This is a genomic window from Shewanella sp. S1-49-MNA-CIBAN-0167, from assembly GCF_040310145.1.
GTDB lineage: Bacteria > Pseudomonadota > Gammaproteobacteria > Enterobacterales > Shewanellaceae > Shewanella > Shewanella psychromarinicola.
The window spans coordinates 18,569-35,528 of the sequence record NZ_JBEOPO010000011.1 but is presented as its reverse complement, the minus strand read 5'-3'; the positions used below and the strand labels follow the sequence as shown (position 1 = coordinate 35,528).

Annotated in this window: 12 protein-coding genes; 3 read left to right on the top strand and 9 right to left on the bottom strand. The window is 42.9% G+C overall.

What is annotated here, in order from left to right; translation table 11 throughout:
* Window positions 1–358: 358 nt before the first annotated feature.
* The gene (locus AAEZ00_RS06995) at window positions 359–868 is read left to right on the top strand and encodes a tRNA-uridine aminocarboxypropyltransferase (protein WP_351088479.1); all 510 of its coding nucleotides are present in this window, start codon (window positions 359–361) and stop codon (window positions 866–868) included.
* 519 nt (window positions 869–1,387) lie between these two features.
* Here the strand turns inward: AAEZ00_RS06995 and AAEZ00_RS06990 are convergent.
* The 6 genes from AAEZ00_RS06990 to AAEZ00_RS06965 all read right to left on the bottom strand — a co-directional run bounded on the left by AAEZ00_RS06990 (window position 1,388) and on the right by AAEZ00_RS06965 (window position 10,524).
* Window positions 1,388–2,113, bottom strand: a complete 726-nt coding sequence (locus AAEZ00_RS06990) for a DUF6445 family protein (RefSeq protein ID WP_124011866.1) — start codon at window positions 2,111–2,113, stop codon at window positions 1,388–1,390.
* A gap of 5 nt (window positions 2,114–2,118) precedes the next feature.
* Window positions 2,119–3,612 (bottom strand): tryptophan halogenase family protein, encoded by a 1,494-nt coding sequence (locus tag AAEZ00_RS06985; RefSeq protein WP_124011865.1) that lies wholly within the window; start codon window positions 3,610–3,612, stop codon window positions 2,119–2,121.
* Between the two features lie 42 nt (window positions 3,613–3,654).
* Window positions 3,655–4,728 (bottom strand): cupin-like domain-containing protein, encoded by a 1,074-nt coding sequence (locus AAEZ00_RS06980; RefSeq protein WP_233768551.1) that lies wholly within the window; start codon window positions 4,726–4,728, stop codon window positions 3,655–3,657.
* A gap of 6 nt (window positions 4,729–4,734) precedes the next feature.
* Entirely contained in the window at window positions 4,735–5,457 is a 723-nt protein-coding gene (locus AAEZ00_RS06975) for a SapC family protein (protein ID WP_351077098.1), read from the bottom strand.
* A 129-nt stretch (window positions 5,458–5,586) separates the two neighbouring features.
* Entirely contained in the window at window positions 5,587–7,182 is a 1,596-nt protein-coding gene (locus tag AAEZ00_RS06970; RefSeq protein ID WP_124011863.1) for a tryptophan halogenase family protein, read from the bottom strand.
* A gap of 405 nt (window positions 7,183–7,587) precedes the next feature.
* Window positions 7,588–10,524 carry a TonB-dependent receptor gene (locus AAEZ00_RS06965; RefSeq protein WP_124011862.1) on the bottom strand — a complete coding sequence of 979 codons (2,937 nt, stop codon included), beginning with the start codon at window positions 10,522–10,524 and terminating at the stop codon, window positions 7,588–7,590.
* A 514-nt stretch (window positions 10,525–11,038) separates the two neighbouring features.
* Here AAEZ00_RS06965 and AAEZ00_RS06960 point away from each other — a divergent pair.
* Window positions 11,039–11,191, top strand: a complete 153-nt coding sequence (locus AAEZ00_RS06960; RefSeq protein ID WP_164839503.1) for a hypothetical protein — start codon at window positions 11,039–11,041, stop codon at window positions 11,189–11,191.
* A 9-nt stretch (window positions 11,192–11,200) separates the two neighbouring features.
* Here AAEZ00_RS06960 and AAEZ00_RS06955 read toward each other — a convergent pair whose 3' ends face one another.
* From AAEZ00_RS06955 to AAEZ00_RS06945, 3 genes are all read right to left on the bottom strand, one after another.
* Window positions 11,201–12,217: a LacI family DNA-binding transcriptional regulator gene (locus AAEZ00_RS06955; protein WP_124011861.1), complete on the bottom strand. Its 1,017-nt coding sequence runs from the start codon at window positions 12,215–12,217 to the stop codon at window positions 11,201–11,203.
* A gap of 317 nt (window positions 12,218–12,534) precedes the next feature.
* Window positions 12,535–13,863, bottom strand: a complete 1,329-nt coding sequence (locus AAEZ00_RS06950) for a glycoside-pentoside-hexuronide (GPH):cation symporter (RefSeq protein WP_351077092.1) — start codon at window positions 13,861–13,863, stop codon at window positions 12,535–12,537.
* Between the two features lie 97 nt (window positions 13,864–13,960).
* Window positions 13,961–15,292: a GH1 family beta-glucosidase gene (locus tag AAEZ00_RS06945; RefSeq protein ID WP_124011859.1), complete on the bottom strand. Its 1,332-nt coding sequence runs from the start codon at window positions 15,290–15,292 to the stop codon at window positions 13,961–13,963.
* A gap of 352 nt (window positions 15,293–15,644) precedes the next feature.
* Here AAEZ00_RS06945 and AAEZ00_RS06940 point away from each other — a divergent pair, with 352 nt between their 5' ends.
* Window positions 15,645–16,952: a sugar MFS transporter gene (locus AAEZ00_RS06940; RefSeq protein ID WP_124011858.1), complete on the top strand. Its 1,308-nt coding sequence runs from the start codon at window positions 15,645–15,647 to the stop codon at window positions 16,950–16,952.
* Window positions 16,953–16,960 lie beyond the last annotated feature (8 nt).

The window sequence follows — 16,960 nt, the reverse complement described above, 5'->3', positions numbered from 1 at the left end:
AGGGATGGGATTATATCCTAAATTGTTGCTTTTAAGGTACTAAAGCTAAGGTCACAATGGAACCTTGTGCTGACGGTATACATCTAACGTTAAGATATAGGCTAAAAGCGAAGCAAAAGGCCTAGATGCTAGGACGCTGCGCGGCTAGAGGCTATAAAATCTTAGCAGCGAAGCTGTCACTAGAACCTAGCAAACCGAAGGTCGCTCTAGCCGCTATAGGCGCTCTATTCCTAGGGATCTATCCTGTCGACATGCTCAATACTGCCTTTCGAGGTCGTTTGGGTATCGTTATCGTTATCGTTTTTGCATGAGTGTGTTACATTTCTGGCTTAGATCATTGTGTGGATTAAGTATTGTTGTGAATATCATTTTGTTGACCCATCCTCGAGAAGTGTTGCGAGCCAATAATACTGGGCAGTTGGTAACAAAAGTGCTGGGCGAACGTGTTCGTGTGGTTGAGTGGCATCGTAAACAGCCAGATGCTGCATTATTGAGTGCGATTGAAGCAGGTAACGTGGGCTTGGTGTTTCCAAGTGATGACACATTGGCTAATGTAGAGGTGCCTTCGCGAGTAAATCAGCATTTGGATCAGCCGTTACATCAACCGTCATATGAGTATTTAGTCATCATTGATGCAACATGGCAAGAAGCGCGCAAGATGTTTAATCAAAGCCCTTATTTAAAAGCACTCGCTAAAGTGTCCTTGGTGGGCACGTCCAAGTCGATATATCCGTTAAGACGCAATCAAATTGAAGGCGGATTATGTACTGCTGAATGTGTCATACATATACTGACTGAGTCGAAAAACCTAACTGAAGCACATCAGCTTAGTCAGTTATTGATGACATTTATTGGCGCTAATCCCTAATGGCACGAGCAACCCCTAAATCAATGGCAAATAAAATTCAGTGGTAAATCTTCGCAATATTGAGTGCCGTTTAACTTCGACATAATAAAAACGCTCACTAACAATAAAAATGGCGCTGGGTATATTTAGTCCTGTTGGCGCTAACGGTTAACTCGCATTAATCGCCTTTGCCCAGAGTTAGCCATTATCGCCTTCGCAAATGCAACTCAGAGTCAAAAATCAACTTGAGTCGATCCCGCCGCTCAGCCAACAATGTAACCGCGCCGTTTGCCACTTTATGTTCCAGCGTCCAAAATCCGGCTTTCAATATTTAGCTTTCAACATCCAGCTTTCAACGTCCAAAATGGTGATGGCGATTTATATCACGCTCATTTAAATGAAATTATTTTGCGAGATGATGCGTTAACCGCTCCACAAAACACCATAAAATGAGTCACAGCAAGTCAATACTACGCCGCCAGCGGGATAAATAACTGTTTGATAACAGGACATTATTCCAAATATTATTCTGCGCTGAGGTTATGCAAACTGAATAAAAATATTGGCGGTGAGTCGCCCTGAACTGGGGTTAGCATCTATGTCGGTGAGTGGATTAACCAAGGTTGAATGAAGCAAATTGCCGGGGTAAATAACTAAGCGATTAGGGCGATATTCTATTTGATGATACAAGCGGTAATGCTCATCGCTGGCAACAAAGTAACTGGGTGTTGTTTGTGTTTTAGCATCTAGAAAAGGTTGCGCTTTGGTAAAATAATGGTCGATGTTTTCCGCGGTGATCCGCTCATAATCGGTCAAATTATGCTTAAAAAACCCCGTGTCGCCATGTGGGCCATCATTAAGATAATGTAAAATGGCGAAGTAATGCGGGCTTGGGGTGTCAAAATGGGGCAAGCATTGCAGCGGTGCTAGGGTTTGTGGCTGTGTATCGATGAGTGAATAGACGCACTGTTGCGGCTTTAAACGTAACTGAGTTGGAATGTGATAAACATCATAAATCAACTGAAACACCGCATTGATAACGTCGATGACATATTGCCTTGGCAACGATGTGCGTTGCCCTGGATAATACGAGCCTTGATCTTGATTAAATTGGCTATCGTTGATAGCAATATCAACCAGCTTGGAGATGTCTCCTGCAAAGTTATCAATCACTATCACCGGCGTTTGTTGTTGGCCAATAAAATGCACTTGTGGTGCAATATTATTGACCTCAACGATCGGCTTTGAGGCTTCAGATGCTGACATCCGCTCTAGCCTTGCATCGCCGTCGATTTACAGTAATGCTGCACAAAGTCATGATGGGCAGGTAAGGTATCGACTTTACGTTTCACCGTGGCTTTGATGCTGTTTAAAAAGCTAGCCAATTCCGCGTCTTCCATCATGTCGACAATCGGATGATATTCTTTAGGCTGTAAACCTTGGCCCATCATCACTTGGATCCACGAGCTCTCACCAAAGAGTTCGTTACCGTATTTGTAGACTTTACCAGACTGGCTAAACATGTCGATACGATGTTGTAATGAGGCTGGGATCGGCATGTTTTTGCAATAACGCCAAAAACGGCTGTCTTCACGGTCGGTCACTTTATAGTGCAGAATAATAAAGTCGCGAATGTTGTCGATTTCAATCTTGGTTTGTTGGTTAAATTCATCTACGTCAGCTTGAATAACCCCATGAGACGGAAACAGCTGCAATAAGCGCACTATGCTGCGTTGGATCATATGAATGCTGGTGGATTCTAACGGCTCTAAAAATCCGGCTGATAAGCCAACTGCAATACAGTTTTTATTCCAATGCTGACGACGAGTGCCGGTTTTGAATTTAATCACCCGAGGTTGATTGATAGGCTTACCTTCAATATTGTTGAGTAACAATTCGGTGGCATCGGCGTCAGAGATATATTTGCTGCAAAATACTAAGCCATTACCGGTACGAGTTTGCAACGGAATGCGCCACTGCCAGCCAGACTCTCGGGCAATGGAACGTGTGTAAGGGATCGGTTTTTGCACCGCCTCTGTTTGGACTGCAATCGCACTGTCGCACGGGAGCCAATGGCTCCAATCTTCAAAGCCAGTATTTAAGGTTTGCTCGATTAATAAGGCTTTAAAACCGGTGCAATCGATAAATAAATCACCTTCGATGAGCTCGCCATTTTCAAGTTGTAATGCGCGAATATTACCGCTGTCTTCATGCTGCAACACATCGGCAATTTTGCCTTCAATACGGGTCATGCCATGATGCTCTGCAAATTTTCGCAGAAACTTAGCGTAAAGGCTCGCATCCATATGGTAGGCATGGTTGTAATCTTGGTTTGGTAGCACCGCAAAACGGCCCTCACGAGCGGCTAAATGTTCAGTGCAATAGTCACCAATCTCGCTGACGATGTTTTTTTGTTGACCTTTAAGCCAAAAGTGTTGAAAACCACAGGCCCAGCAGTCTTTGCCTAAAAAACCAAATGAGTGCAAATAGTCTTTATTGACGTCATGCCAGTTTTCAAATTGAATCCCGAGTTTAAAGGTGGCGTTGGTGGCGGCCATCACATCTTGCTCTTTTAATCCCAGTAAGCGATGAAACACGTGCAGAGTGGGAATGGTGGCTTCGCCCACACCGACAGTGCCAATTTCATCGGATTCGACTAAGACAATATCAAGGTTTTTGCCCAATAGTTTGCTAAAGGCGGCCGCGGCCATCCAACCTGCTGTACCACCACCGGCTATGACCACTTTTTTAACTGATTTATTCATCTTGGGCATCCTGTTTAATGTCTTAGTCTCTTGCATTTAGCATTATCGTTTTAATTTGTTAATTAAGTCTGCGCGTAATTTACGGGCGTTTAGTTCATCTAATGGCTTGGTTAACATGCCTTTAGCATTGTCTGGAATGTGGCTGTCATCAACATCGTCATGATCGAAAATGTAATGCTCAAACAGTGCTTTCCATGCTTGGCGTTGTGCTTTCGGTAATGAGCGCAGGCTTAACATGCTGTGGAGCAGGGCATTGTTCGGTCGCCCTAAATGGCCCGGTGTGTCGCGCCACCAATGGGTAATGAGTACGTTAAAATCTTCAACGCCACGGACATGGTGCCACCACATACTGGGGATAAACAGCACATCACCAGGACTCAGTTCAGCGGTAAAGGATGCCGCAAGTGCCTGCTTAAATTTTGGGAAACGCGCAAAGTCAGGGGCGGCAAAATCGACCATGCTGATGTCTTGTCCGCCAGGGGCGAACTCCATTGGCCCAACATATAAATTACTGATTTGCTCGGGCGGAAATAAGGTAAAGGTGCGTTTTCCGACAGCGTTACAAGCCAGGTTGAGGGGGAAGTCAAAATGCGCGGCAACTTTGGTTTGGTTGCCAAGCCAAATACTGGTTAATGCTTGTGTGGGCGATAAATCTAAACTGTTTTGTTCACCAAGCCCAGGCAAACATTGGTGAATGTCAGTTGAGCCCATGTAAATTCCAGCAGGTGCTTTACTCGCATTCTCTTGTTGTATGCGACTTAATAATTGGTTGAAATCAAGGCGGCCCGCTTGGTAATTAAAGCCATTAACTTGCTGATTATAAAACACTCGCCCATGTTGATCTTGGGGTAAATAATACGCGGTAACGGCTGATCCCTGATAAAATTGACGCAGATAATCCATCGCTTTATCAGCAGACTCAAGACCTGCTTGCACTAAAGGCCAGTGACGGCATAAGCCTTTAAACACCATAGGTGTATCTGCATGTTCAATATGAGCCAGTACGTTATCTAAGGTCCAATCGCTAACGCTGTCGACAGTTTGTATCGAGTCAGTTTGTTTAAGATCCGGTAGCGCTGGCTCAGATCGAGTTGGATCAGCGTTGGGCATCACCATAATCAATTAACCTTGGGCGTTTTTAAGGTTAAGAAGCTCGCGAACTTTACTGTGTGAAGCTAATGTCATGTAAATGGCTTGCAAGTAACCTTGCTGGTGTAATGTGCCCAGTGTTTCAGCTGATAATCCGGCTAGGGTATTTTCATTAATGGTATAAAAGCCAATCATTTGATGTTTTTGGCCATTATCTAATTCGATGTCTAAGGTGAAAGATTCGAGCAACTCATGTTGAATTAAGATATCGATAAAGCGATTACTGTCGATGATCCCGTGGTGAATAGCTTCAAGCATTTCACCCATTTCATCTAATAGTGGTGTGTTACCGCCATAGGGTAAAAACAACGCTTCACCTTCGGTTCGGCCAACTCTTGGGTGCTCTACATCGAGGTGAATAACGCGTTGCTGACGTTCAATGCCATCTTCTTGTACGGTTTGTTGGCCAATCAAAAACGGCTGGCGGCGAACGCCAAGGGGGATATACGATGCATTCCAACCAGCGTCAGATAAAAACAGATTCTCATCCTGCTGAAAACCAAACAATGCCACAGAGTAAAACTGGCCAGTTGCCGCGTCCTTATGGAAAAAAATAGGATAATGAGCTTGAACGCTGCGAAATTCTTGTGGAAAGGTCACGCTGTACCAAAGGTTGTCGCCTAATGCGGCAGAGCGGTTGGTGATAACCTTTAGATCTTTATGATCGATACTGTTAAGTAATACATGTTGGCTCATATTGATGTCCTATCTTATTCGTTCAAATACATTGTGTTGTTATGATTATTGTAGGTGATCTATAGTTCTAGTGGTTTTCAATGCTAACCGCTTTAATACTAGCAGCCCAGCTTGCTCAGCTAAAGTGTATTACAGTTTAGGAAACCCGTATTGGGCCACTTTTTCCAGTAAAGCGCGATTGCTGGGTAAGCTTTTACTTAATGCTTGAGTGCGTTGCTGGTTGTCGTTAAAAAGTTGCTGTGCCAGTTGTTGCATTGACGGTTTAACATGAGTGGGTAACTGAGTTTGAAAACCCATGCCATACAAGACATATTGAAAACTGGCGGCCGGAAATAAAGCTTCTTTATAACTAATATCATACTGGCTTGGTACTTGGTAGCGCCATAATTCAAGTTTGGCTTGTAAACTGTCGGGTATCGATTGGTTATCGCGATGGTCGCGCCAATAGCCATCAACTTCACGTTGGCTTATTACATAATGCAGTTTCAAAAAGTCGATGATTTGTTGCCAGTGTAATTGGTAGCGATCGTTCACCCTTGCTGCGATGGTATCCATCACTTGACGGTTGGGGGGTAATTGCTGCGCTAAGGTTGAGGCTGTCCATTCAATTAACGCCAATGCTGAGGCTTCTAATGGTTCAATAAACCCTGCTGCCATGCCAATGGCAATACAATTGTTTTGCCAACACTTGGCTCGATAACCGGGATTGAAGGATAATTTACGCGGTTGAAGTTTATCGATAGTGGCTGCGTCCCCCAAATAGGTAAACAGTGTTCTCTCGGCGTCAGCGTCATTGGTATGGCTTGATGAATACACATACCCCACGCCTTTGCGTGTAGGTAGGCCTATGTCCCAAATCCAACCGTTTTGTTGCGCGGTTGAATGAGTACAAGACGCTATAGGACTGCCATCTCCTGAATAAGGTACTTGTACCGCAAGGGCGGTGTCATTAAATAATACCGCTTTTTGGCATAAAAACGGCACGTGTAAATGCTCACCCAACAACAGTGACTTAGTGCCACTGCAGTCGATAAATAATTGACCACTAATCTCGCCATTTTCTAGGGTGACCAGTTTGGCGATATCACCATTATCATGGTTAACAATATGACTGACATGATCGCGAATATGGCTTATCCCAAGTTTTTGGGTGCAATGTTCGGTCAACAGTTGGCTGAATTTTCCGGCATTAAGATGGTAGCCATAATTATTTTGAAAATGATACTGCGCCGATGAAATGGATTTTGGCGCTAACCCCAGTTGAGTTAGAACCTCTTGACTACTGACGGCTTCGGCAAAGCTGACTTGGTCTGCATGGGACAACCAAAATGGACATAAGTCGAGCTCTTGATGGCCGTGGGGTAAGCTAAAGGGATGCAAGTAACTGTCTGATTGAGCTGGATTACCTACTTGGGCGTTATGGCTAGCAGGATCACGGCGCCAATGAATAAATCGTGAACCTTGTTTAAAGCTGGCGTCGCAACGACGAATAAACTCGTTTTCATCGATGCCAATTTTACTCAAGGTTGAACGCATCGAAGGCCAAGTGCCTTCACCAACACCGATTGTGGCGACGTCGGGAGATTCTATTAAGGTAATGTTGAGCTTGGGCGAGTGGGCTAGGACACCATTATCAACATTATGCTCAGCAGCCAGTAATCCAGCGGTTATCCAACCGGCTGTACCGCCTCCAACAATGACTATTTCGGTGATTGCGTTTTGCATAATCTCTACCTACGCCTTTGGCACTATCGTTATTAATATTGTTGTTATTATTATCGTTATTTGTGTTGCAGATTTTATGATGTTCAAGTCATATCATAAGTAGAATTCAATAAAATGTAACCACTTTCAAGTATTGGTTTTTCAATCTCTGCTCAAAAGCTTGTTGAGAGCTTAGGCTGAAATAAAAATAGTAACGTCCTTGTTACTTAAGGTGTTGCAATAAAAAGAGGTGACAAAGTCTGTGCACCTCAATGACCTAAAAATAAAACGTTTTAACATTTTCCGCCTAACGCCAAGGGTATTAGGCGGAATGTCTTTTAGCGCGATGCTCTTTAGCTAAATGTCCCTTAGCTAAATACGACTTAGCGCAATATCACTAAGCTCAATGTTACTAACGTTATGGGCTTAGAAAGTATAACGAGCGCCTAAGCTATAACGTGCGCCGGTTTCGGTTAGGTTTAACACTTGCTCGCCAGCACGTCCGTGAACACGGGTGTACTCTTCAGTAATGTTAAGTCCCTCGAAGAACACGGTTAAGCCTTCTACAGATTCGATGTCGTAGCTAACAGACAAATCGATTTGTGAGTAGGCTTCAGTGTACTTAGGGTTAGCCCCCGTATCTTGACTACGCGAGTTTAAGAACTCGTCACGCCAGTTGTACGCCACACGTGCTTGGAAACCATAGTTTTCGTACACTAGTACGGCGTTAGCGGTATCACTGATGCCGATGATTGCAGATTGATCTGCTAATGAGTAATTGTTGTATGCCTCGTCACTATCAACCAAGGTATAGTTAGCAATTACACCAAAACCAGTTTCACCAAAGAAGTGCTGTACTGCTAATTCCCAACCATCAATCACTGACTTACGTGAGCTGTTGGATGGGGTGTCGACGTTAAAGCTTAATAATTCATCATTATTAGCCGCACTGCCACTGATGGTTTGATTGGCAACATCTACGGCGGCATTATCAGCAAAGTTATTGAAAATATAGTCACGAACTTCGCCTGCTTCGGTTGTACCCGTTGCTGCTACTGCTGCTTTATATAAATCACCTGATGCAGGGTTATAAATGCCGTTAGTGCTTTTAACGATGCCATTGCTGATGAAGTTTTCAGTATCTTTGCGGAAATAACCCACAGACACATAGCTTGATGGGGCGTAATACCACTCTGCTGAGAAGTCGATATTTTGCGACTCTAACGGCAGTAATGTTGGATTACCCGCTGAAGCACCACCATTAGTACGGTTAGCGAGCGTGGCTAATACAGTACCACCTTGAATGTCAGTGTAATTAGGGCGACCAATCGTTTCGCTGTAAGCCGCACGTAGCATCACATCTTCTACCACTTCAATATTGAAGTTGAAACTTGGCAGAATGTAGTCGTAATCACCTGATTTAGTTTCAAATACTTGCTCACCAGTAGGTGTTAATGCAATTTCAGTTTCGGCAATCCAATCTGCGCCATCATAGCCCGCTACTGCAGCTGTTGAGGTAACGTCAGTTTGCTCATAACGTAAGCCAAAATGCACGTCATACGGCATGCCGGCAATTTCGTTATCGTAGTTGTACTGTAGGTAAACGGCTTGTGATTCTTCTTCCGTAAAACGGTCAGTTTCAGCCGCATAATTAGTTGATGGACAGAAGCCATTTCCACAGTCACCACTTACCGAAGAGGCATAATTTGCTGCCGCGAAGTCACGAACAGAATGAAAGTCCCACATGAAAATGGTATTTAAAATATCGAAGTTACCATCAGTAAGCGAGAAATCACCGCCTGTGGCATCAAATTTGTCTTGAATCGTATCTGCTGGGAACCAAGCGTCTTCAAAGTCACCCGCCGATCCCACGCCCCCCCAATCGTTACGTTGCACGTTAACGGATTTAGAGTGATTATTGACATTGGTCAACTCAATACCAAAGTCAATGCTACCCACGTCGTCAAAGATATATTCACCGTCAAACTGATATTGATCAATTTCAGACTTATTACGCTCGTTAGTGAACACAGAACCGGTAAGAAGCATATCTGCAGGGGTGACGGCATTACCACCACCAACTGCCAGGATAGGTAAATCACCACTAAAGTCAGTAGCTGCACTCGTACGCACAAAAGCTGCGGTACTTAAGCTGTTACTTGAACCGTAAAGATTATTAGGTTTATTTTCAGCCGTTGAGTTGTGCGCATCGAATGTCAGTTTTAAGCTATCTGTCGCTTGCCACTCAATGTTAAAACCTAATGATCCACTTTCGTTACGTACGCCATAATCGCCTGCTGCCATTGATAAGTCAGCAGGTGCGTCATAAGTTTCAGAATAAATGAGTGGTGATGCAATCGGGCCATCACTCCACACGTTTTCAGATGGTACAAAGTTAAACCAAGCTGATACGTCGTTAGATTGGGTGTCGATATCGTTACGCATGTAGGTGTAATCTAAACTCGCGACGATGGTATCAATGGGGCTGTACTGTAAGACTAACTGGCCATTAGTTCGAGTACGTTGCTGTTCTTCAAAACGATAAATGGTGGTTTGTGGTACTGAGTAAATGTCGTCATCACCAGGGCGATTAACTTGGGTGTCGTCTTTTGCAACGCCGCCCCATTCACTGTTGTCTGTCGTACCGGGAAAGCTGCGCCAGCCTGTACCGACTTGCGCTTGCTGGTTACCACTTTCACGTTCTTGATAACTGGCCGATAGCGAAATACCAAATTTATCATCAGCAAACGTGTTTGAGTATAAACCTGATAACTCAGGAGTAACTGAGCCATTATCTGTTGATTGATCATCAACCGCTTTTACACCAAATGAGGCTTTTAACCCCGGCGAACTAAATGGCTTGTGGGTTAAAATATTGATAGTTGAACCAATACCACCGGTTGAGTTTGACGCTAAGCTGGTTTTATAAACTTCAACACCGCTGATACTTTCTGATGCAATGTTAGCAAAGTCAAATGAACGCGAGCCAGTGGTAACAGGCATTTGACGACCATTGAGGGTGATCAAATTATAGTCAGGGCCAAAACCACGCACCGTGACTTTACTGCCTTCACCGTTTTCACGATCAATCGACACCCCAGTGATACGCTGTAACGATTCAGCTAAGTTGGTGTCAGGAAACTTACCAATATCTTCTGCAGAAATAGAGTCTACGACTCCATTTGAAGAACGTTTGACATCCATTGATTTAATTAAACTGCCACGAATACCTGTGACCTGTAACACTTCTATGTTTTCTTCACTGGCTTCATCAGCAGCATAGGCCGGTAGCATACTGCTAACACCAAGCACTAGCGATAAACTGGTAGCAAGCTTGGTTTTGGTAAATGTTGTTGTTTTCATCTAGGAAATCCCCATTGACTAGAATCTACTTCTCTCAATATTGCGGGTTAGGCGCAAGTCGTTTTTTTAATTCTCTATCCACGCGGTAATCATTATTTATAAATAGTTGTGTTATAAAACTGCTAATGTAAGCGCTTACATAAAACTAGTGCAAAACGTGACCGCCGTCAACAAAAACAAGTTTTAATTATTACATTTCGTTAACTTCTGTGTAAGGTTTTTTATTAATATTATTTTTAATTGTTGTTTGTAAACAGTTTAATTTTTATTAAAATACGCACGCAAAAATGTAAGCGCTTTCTTTTGTTAAGCGATTTGTGAATGAAATTAGTAATAAGTTATCTGATAAATCACAAGATCAGCAGCACATTTTGTAAACTACATTCTATCGAAGGGATGCTGGCACAGGGGTGGTGGTTAATCATGCTTGAAACAGATTGAGCTTATGATATCAATCTGTTTCATTATCAGAATAGCTTAGAGTGGCTCAAGTTTTTCAATTTATGGCGCATTAATGCAACGCAAAAGAAGAACGCTTGAGTCGCTACATGAGCAGATAGTAAATACGATTGGTAAGATGGCGGATCAACTTGAAAAGGTATCAGCAACATTGACATTAAGGGCATTACAACCCTTGATAGCAGCGCATATTGTCGACAGCTCTTGAAAATGAAAGTTAATTATCGTGGTTTGTTGAAATCGCTTTAGCCGAATCACGGATAAATAACTCAGGTTGAAACGAGCTCTCAACCGTGACGTCTTTATCGTTATACACTTGCTGTAATACCCAACGAGCAGCCATTTTACCCATTTCATGGATTGGGTTATTAACGGTCGATAGCTTAGGTGAGATGTATTGTGGAAATGGAATATTATCGTAGCCGATAAATGAAATATCGTCCGGTACGCGCAAACCTCGCTCTAAACACACCGATATTGCCCCAGAGGCCATTTGATCGCTAGCACATACCACCGCAGTGATGGGTTTATTGCGTGACAGTAAATATTCCATTGCATCACTACCGCCAAATTCGCGGAAGTTACCTTCAAAGCACAATTCTGGGTCGAATGGTACTTGGTATTCTTGCAGGGCTCGTTTATGCCCTTTAAGACGATCTCTGGCATCGAGTTTGTATAATGGCCCAGAAATATAGGCGACATCTTTATGCCCAAGCGACAGGATATATTGAGTCGCCATATAACCACCAAGTTCATTTTCTAAATAAACACAACGCTCTTTAATTGATTCAATATAGCGGTTAATAAAGACCACTGGCGTTGATGCTTTGCTTAGCTTAATCAGGTACTCATCAGATACGGCTTCAATGTCTAAAATCAACGCATCACAGCCGCGACTTAATAAAAACTCAACCGCTTCTTTTTCTTGTTTTTCATCACTGTGACCGGCGGCAATAATGACATGTTTATTGGCAGTGCGAAGGGCTGTTTCGATTTCTGTCATCATTGGGCCATAATAAGGGCCATCAAGTTGTGACACTAACACTCCGACACTATTGGAACAGTTTGAGGCTAATGATTGGGCAATAGTGTTTGGGCGATAGCCCAGCGCCGCCATTGCATCGAGTACTTTTTGCTTCGTTTTATCACTGACTTTGGTGTTGTCGTTCATCACTCTGGACACTGTCGCCAGAGACACACCTGCCATCACGGATACATCGTAAATTGTTGCCATATTATTGTATTTATACCAATCAAATTAAATATTTAGTCAGATCAGAGCCGCTCAAGCATTTAAATTCAAGGCACATTGATATAAAAATGGTTATGCCGTTTTACATCAATGCAACACAGAAATGGAATACTTAAGTGCCTCCCGTAGGGCGGGTTTTAGCGTGCTTTATGCTGCGCTGAACGCTTTCGCCAGAGCGCGAGTATGACGTCAATCGTTCTCCTTGCTGACAGCGCTTTGAGTTTCCGCTAATGAGCAAATATTTAATACGATTGGTATCCAGCCACCTTGGATCACATGGTTCCAAGACTAACATGCTTTTATTTCGCTTCTCTATTTAATTCTAAGTGAATTTGGTCCACTTTTTGATTATCTAAGGTGTACCAACGCATGACAAAAGCCACCAGTAATGAACCAATAGCAGGGTAAATGGTGAATGATAATAATATCCCTTGTTGGGTATGCTCTGTTTGGATAACATCAGCCTGATAACCATAACCAGCCAGTAACCAACCCGCGGCAGCGCCACCAATAGCGACCCCAAGTTTGATAAAGAAAATCACCGATGAATAAATCATCCCAGTAATACGCACGCCGTTTTTATATTGACCGTAATCGACTACATCAGCCATTTTGGCCCAGAGTAACGGGGTAGCCATGTTGAAGGTAAACCCCCACACAATAAACATCGCAAAAGCTAACACCACTTGGTCACTTGCAACAAAGTAGCTGATGACACACATTGCTGCCGCGATCAGCTGCAAGGTGATGTAGGCTTTTACTTTACAAAAACGCTTCGCTAACGGCTCAGCCAAAATGCAGCCAAAAATGTTACCGACCATTCCAAGGGTAATAAACAGTGTGATGGAATCTGGCATATTTAAGAAATATTTAACGTAGTAAATCGCTAAACTGGTGCGCAATACCATTCCTGATAATAAGCATACTGCCGCTATGGCTAACACACGCCATTGGTCATTCTGGAGCATGTCAGTAAAGTCTTTTTTAAAGCTTGATTGCTGATCAACGGGCGGATGTAGGCGTTCTTTGGTGCCCCAAAAGCAGACCAAAAACATCGCTACCCCCAAAATACTCATGGCAGCTATGGTCAGTTGGTAGCCTTTTGCTTGATCGCCTTTACCTAAAAACTCCACCAATGGCAAGGTTAGGCCAGACACCAATAATCCGCCCAGCATCGCAAACACAAAACGATATGATTGCACTGATACCCGTTCTTTAGGGTCGGCAGTCAATACCCCGCCTAAGGCACAGTAAGGAATGTTAATGGCGGTATAAACCATCATTAATGCCGTGTAGGTCACGAAGGCATAAATCATTTTGCCATCTTCAGACAAATCTGGGGTGGTAAAGGCAAGTACGCTGATTATTCCAAAGGGCAGGGCAAACCATAATAGGTAGGGTCTAAATTTTCCCCAACGAGTATGGGTTCGGTCAGTTAATGCACCCATTAATGGATCGGTAATGGCATCAATTAAGCGAACGGCTAAAAACATGGTGCCAACAAATGCAGGTGAAATACCGAAAATATCGGTGTAGAAAAAGGTTAAAAATAGCATTACCGTTTGGAATACAATGTTACTGGCGGTGTCCCCAAGTCCGTAGGCTACTTTTTCTCTTATACTGATCATACATGCCTCAATTATTATTTTATATTTTAAAATGATGCAACTGTTTGAATAAGATTAAGTCATTTAGATAACGACTTAATCTCCATTTTATGTTTAGTTATTTTCTTGCGCTAATAAAGTCTCGATATGCGTGTGCACTGGTTTTTAAGGTGCGCTGTTGGTTAGCATAATCGACATAGACAATACCGAAGCGTTTTAAATAACCTTCTGCCCACTCAAAATTATCCATCAAACTCCAAGCAAAGTAGCCCACAACATTAACACCTTGTTCAATGGCCTTGTTTACTGCATTTAAGTGGGCGTCATAATATTTGACTCTGTCAACATCATCTACCTTGCCATCTAGCAGTTTATCGTTCATTGCCGCACCATTTTCAGTAATGTATATCGGTGGTAATGGATAAAGCGCATGTAATGAGGTTAGCAAATCAGTAAAGGCTTGCGGATAAATTTCCCAGCCCATATCGGTTTTAGGTTTGCCAACCATGTCTACTTGGCTAAAGCCATTTTCCGCATCGGCTTTATAAACCGCGCGGGTATAGAAGTTAATCCCTAAAAAATCGATGGGTTGGGCGATAATATCAAAATCACCGTCTTCAATAATGGGTACATCTTCTGCGGCAAAATCATTGATGATGTCTGGGTAGCACCGGTCAAATAACGGTTTTATGTACCATTGATTAAAGTATTGGTCGGCTTTGTCGGCGGCTTGTACGTCTGCAACGCTGTCGGTTGCGCTATAACAAGGGGTAAAGTTAAGCACAATACCATTTTGGCTAGTTGGGCTGTTTTTTTGCAGTACCTTCATGGCTAGGCCATGTGCCAGTAATAAATGATGCGCCGATTGGCGACCATAAGCCTTTTTCGCTAATCCAGGTGCATGAACGCCAATTTCATAGCCTAAGTAAGAGCTGCAAAAAGGTTCGTTAAAGGTGGCATAGGAATACACTCTGTCACCGAACGCTTGAGTGATTTTGTCGGCGTAGTCCGCAAACTGATAGGCCGTTTGACGATTTAACCAACCACCATTATCTTCAATATGTTGCGGTAAATCCCAGTGATATAAGGTGACAAAAGGTTTAATACCGCGACGGATTAATTCATCAAGTAAGTCGGTATAAAACTGAACACCTTGTGGGTTAAGGCTGCCATCTTGGTGCATAACCCGAGGCCAGGAAATTGATAAACGGTAGGCATCAACCCCTAATGATTCAATTAAATCAATGTCTTCACGCCATAATTTAACGTGCTCGCAAGCTTGCTCACCGTTAGAGTTATCACGAATTTTACCTTTAGTGGCACAAAATGTATCCCATATACAAGGGAGGCGTGATGCCACTGCGCCTTCAATTTGAAAAGAAGCAGTCGCCACACCAAAGGTGAACGCTTTTGAATGCATTTTGGAATCGGCTGGTAACATAATTTTCATATATTTATTCACTTAGTATTGATTAATTTTGTCTATTTTTATTAATAACGTATTAGATTGAAACACCCCGAGAAAAGCCATTGTGACGTGTTAACTACACAGTAAAAATTATGCTCTAGCGTTTAAAAATCGTTGACATCAGTTATCGATATGTTAAAAATGAAAGCGCTTACATTGAGATTAGTGATTAATTATCCAAAGGTCAATAATTGATTCGGCTAATTATTATCAATGAACCAAATGCAACATTGTCGGTGTTGACCTGACGATATGGAGATTATTTTTGGTGATATTGTCACTGACGTAAGGTACTGCAACCCAACATAACGATTAACAACAATAAGGGAATGTCATGGCGACTTCGCAGCTTCAATCAGAATTAACTCAGATTAATTCAACCCATCAGCAGGGGAACTTTCGCTTTGCGTTAGTGGCGTTAACATCGTTATTTTTTATGTGGGGCTTTCTAACCTGCCTCAATGACATTTTAATCCCTTACTTAAAAAATATGTTTGACCTTAATTACACCCAAGCGATGCTGGTGCAGTTTTGCTTTTTTGGGGCCTACTTTATTGTGTCGATCCCGGCGGGTGCGCTAGTGGGTAAGATTGGTTATCAGAAAGGTATTATTACCGGATTAATTATTGCCTGTATTGGCTGTTTACTGTTTTACCCATCGGCTAGTTATGGCTCTTACAATATGTTCTTGTTTGCTTTTTTTGTATTAGCATCAGGTATTACTATTTTGCAAGTGTCAGCCAATCCTTATGTCAGTGCGTTAGGCCCTGCTGAAACGGCATCATCTCGGTTAACGTTAACCCAAGCATTTAATTCATTAGGCACTACCGTTGCGCCATTTTTCGGTAGTTGGTTAATTTTGTCGACGGTGGAGCACGACGATAAAATCACAGAAGTTGGCGAAGTGATTGGCCAGCTATCTGTTCAGCAACAAGCCAGTGCAGTACAAACGCCTTATCTTATTTTAGCGGGTGCGTTGTTTGTATTGGCATTCATTTTTATTTTGCTAAAACTGCCTTTACTGGGTAAACGAGACACTCAGTCTAGTGCAGCAGTCAAAGGCAGCGCATGGCAATATCCACATCTGGTATTGGGTGCGGTAGGTATTTTTGTTTATGTTGGTGCTGAGGTCGGTATTGGCAGTTTTTTGATCAGTTTTTTAACTCAAGATCATATTGGCGGGGTGTCTGAATCGCAGGCAGCACATTATATTGCTTACTACTTTGGTGGTGCGATGGTAGGGCGCTTTATTGGCGCTGCTGTGATGCAAAAAATTAAAGCGGGTAAGGTGCTAGCGTTTAACGCGGTATGTGCTTGTATTTTGGTTGCTGCAGCCATGTTAAGTGCTGGCACCGTTGCCATGTGGGCGTTATTGCTAGTCGGATTATGCAACTCAATTATGTTCCCCACTATTTTCAGCTTAGCGTTACATGATTTAAAACAACACACTAGCCAAGGTTCGGGCATTTTATGCTTAGCCATTGTGGGTGGCGCGGTATTGCCGTTATTTCAAGGTATGTTAGCGGACAGTATTGGCATTCAATTAGCGTTTATTGTGCCTCTTTTATGTTACGGCTTTATTGGTTATTACGGGTTGATAGGGTGTGATGCAAAACGCCCCGTGTCAACAGAAATGGCGTAAGGGAAATA

What these genes read in the sequence shown, in the direction of transcription:
- AAEZ00_RS06990 (WP_124011866.1), bottom strand. Translation starts at nt 2,113, where the DNA reads ATGTCAGCATCTGAAGCCTCAAAGCCGATCGTTGAGGTCAATAATATT.
- AAEZ00_RS06985 (WP_124011865.1), bottom strand. Translation starts at nt 3,612, where the DNA reads ATGAATAAATCAGTTAAAAAAGTGGTCATAGCCGGTGGTGGTACAGCA.
- AAEZ00_RS06980 (WP_233768551.1), bottom strand. Translation starts at nt 4,728, where the DNA reads ATGGTGATGCCCAACGCTGATCCAACTCGATCTGAGCCAGCGCTACCG.
- AAEZ00_RS06975 (WP_351077098.1), bottom strand. Translation starts at nt 5,457, where the DNA reads ATGAGCCAACATGTATTACTTAACAGTATCGATCATAAAGATCTAAAG.
- AAEZ00_RS06970 (WP_124011863.1), bottom strand. Translation starts at nt 7,182, where the DNA reads ATGCAAAACGCAATCACCGAAATAGTCATTGTTGGAGGCGGTACAGCC.
- AAEZ00_RS06965 (WP_124011862.1), bottom strand. Translation starts at nt 10,524, where the DNA reads ATGAAAACAACAACATTTACCAAAACCAAGCTTGCTACCAGTTTATCG.
- AAEZ00_RS06960 (WP_164839503.1), top strand. Translation starts at nt 11,039, where the DNA reads ATGCAACGCAAAAGAAGAACGCTTGAGTCGCTACATGAGCAGATAGTA.
- AAEZ00_RS06955 (WP_124011861.1), bottom strand. Translation starts at nt 12,217, where the DNA reads ATGGCAACAATTTACGATGTATCCGTGATGGCAGGTGTGTCTCTGGCG.
- AAEZ00_RS06950 (WP_351077092.1), bottom strand. Translation starts at nt 13,863, where the DNA reads ATGATCAGTATAAGAGAAAAAGTAGCCTACGGACTTGGGGACACCGCC.
- AAEZ00_RS06945 (WP_124011859.1), bottom strand. Translation starts at nt 15,292, where the DNA reads ATGAAAATTATGTTACCAGCCGATTCCAAAATGCATTCAAAAGCGTTC.
- AAEZ00_RS06940 (WP_124011858.1), top strand. Translation starts at nt 15,645, where the DNA reads ATGGCGACTTCGCAGCTTCAATCAGAATTAACTCAGATTAATTCAACC.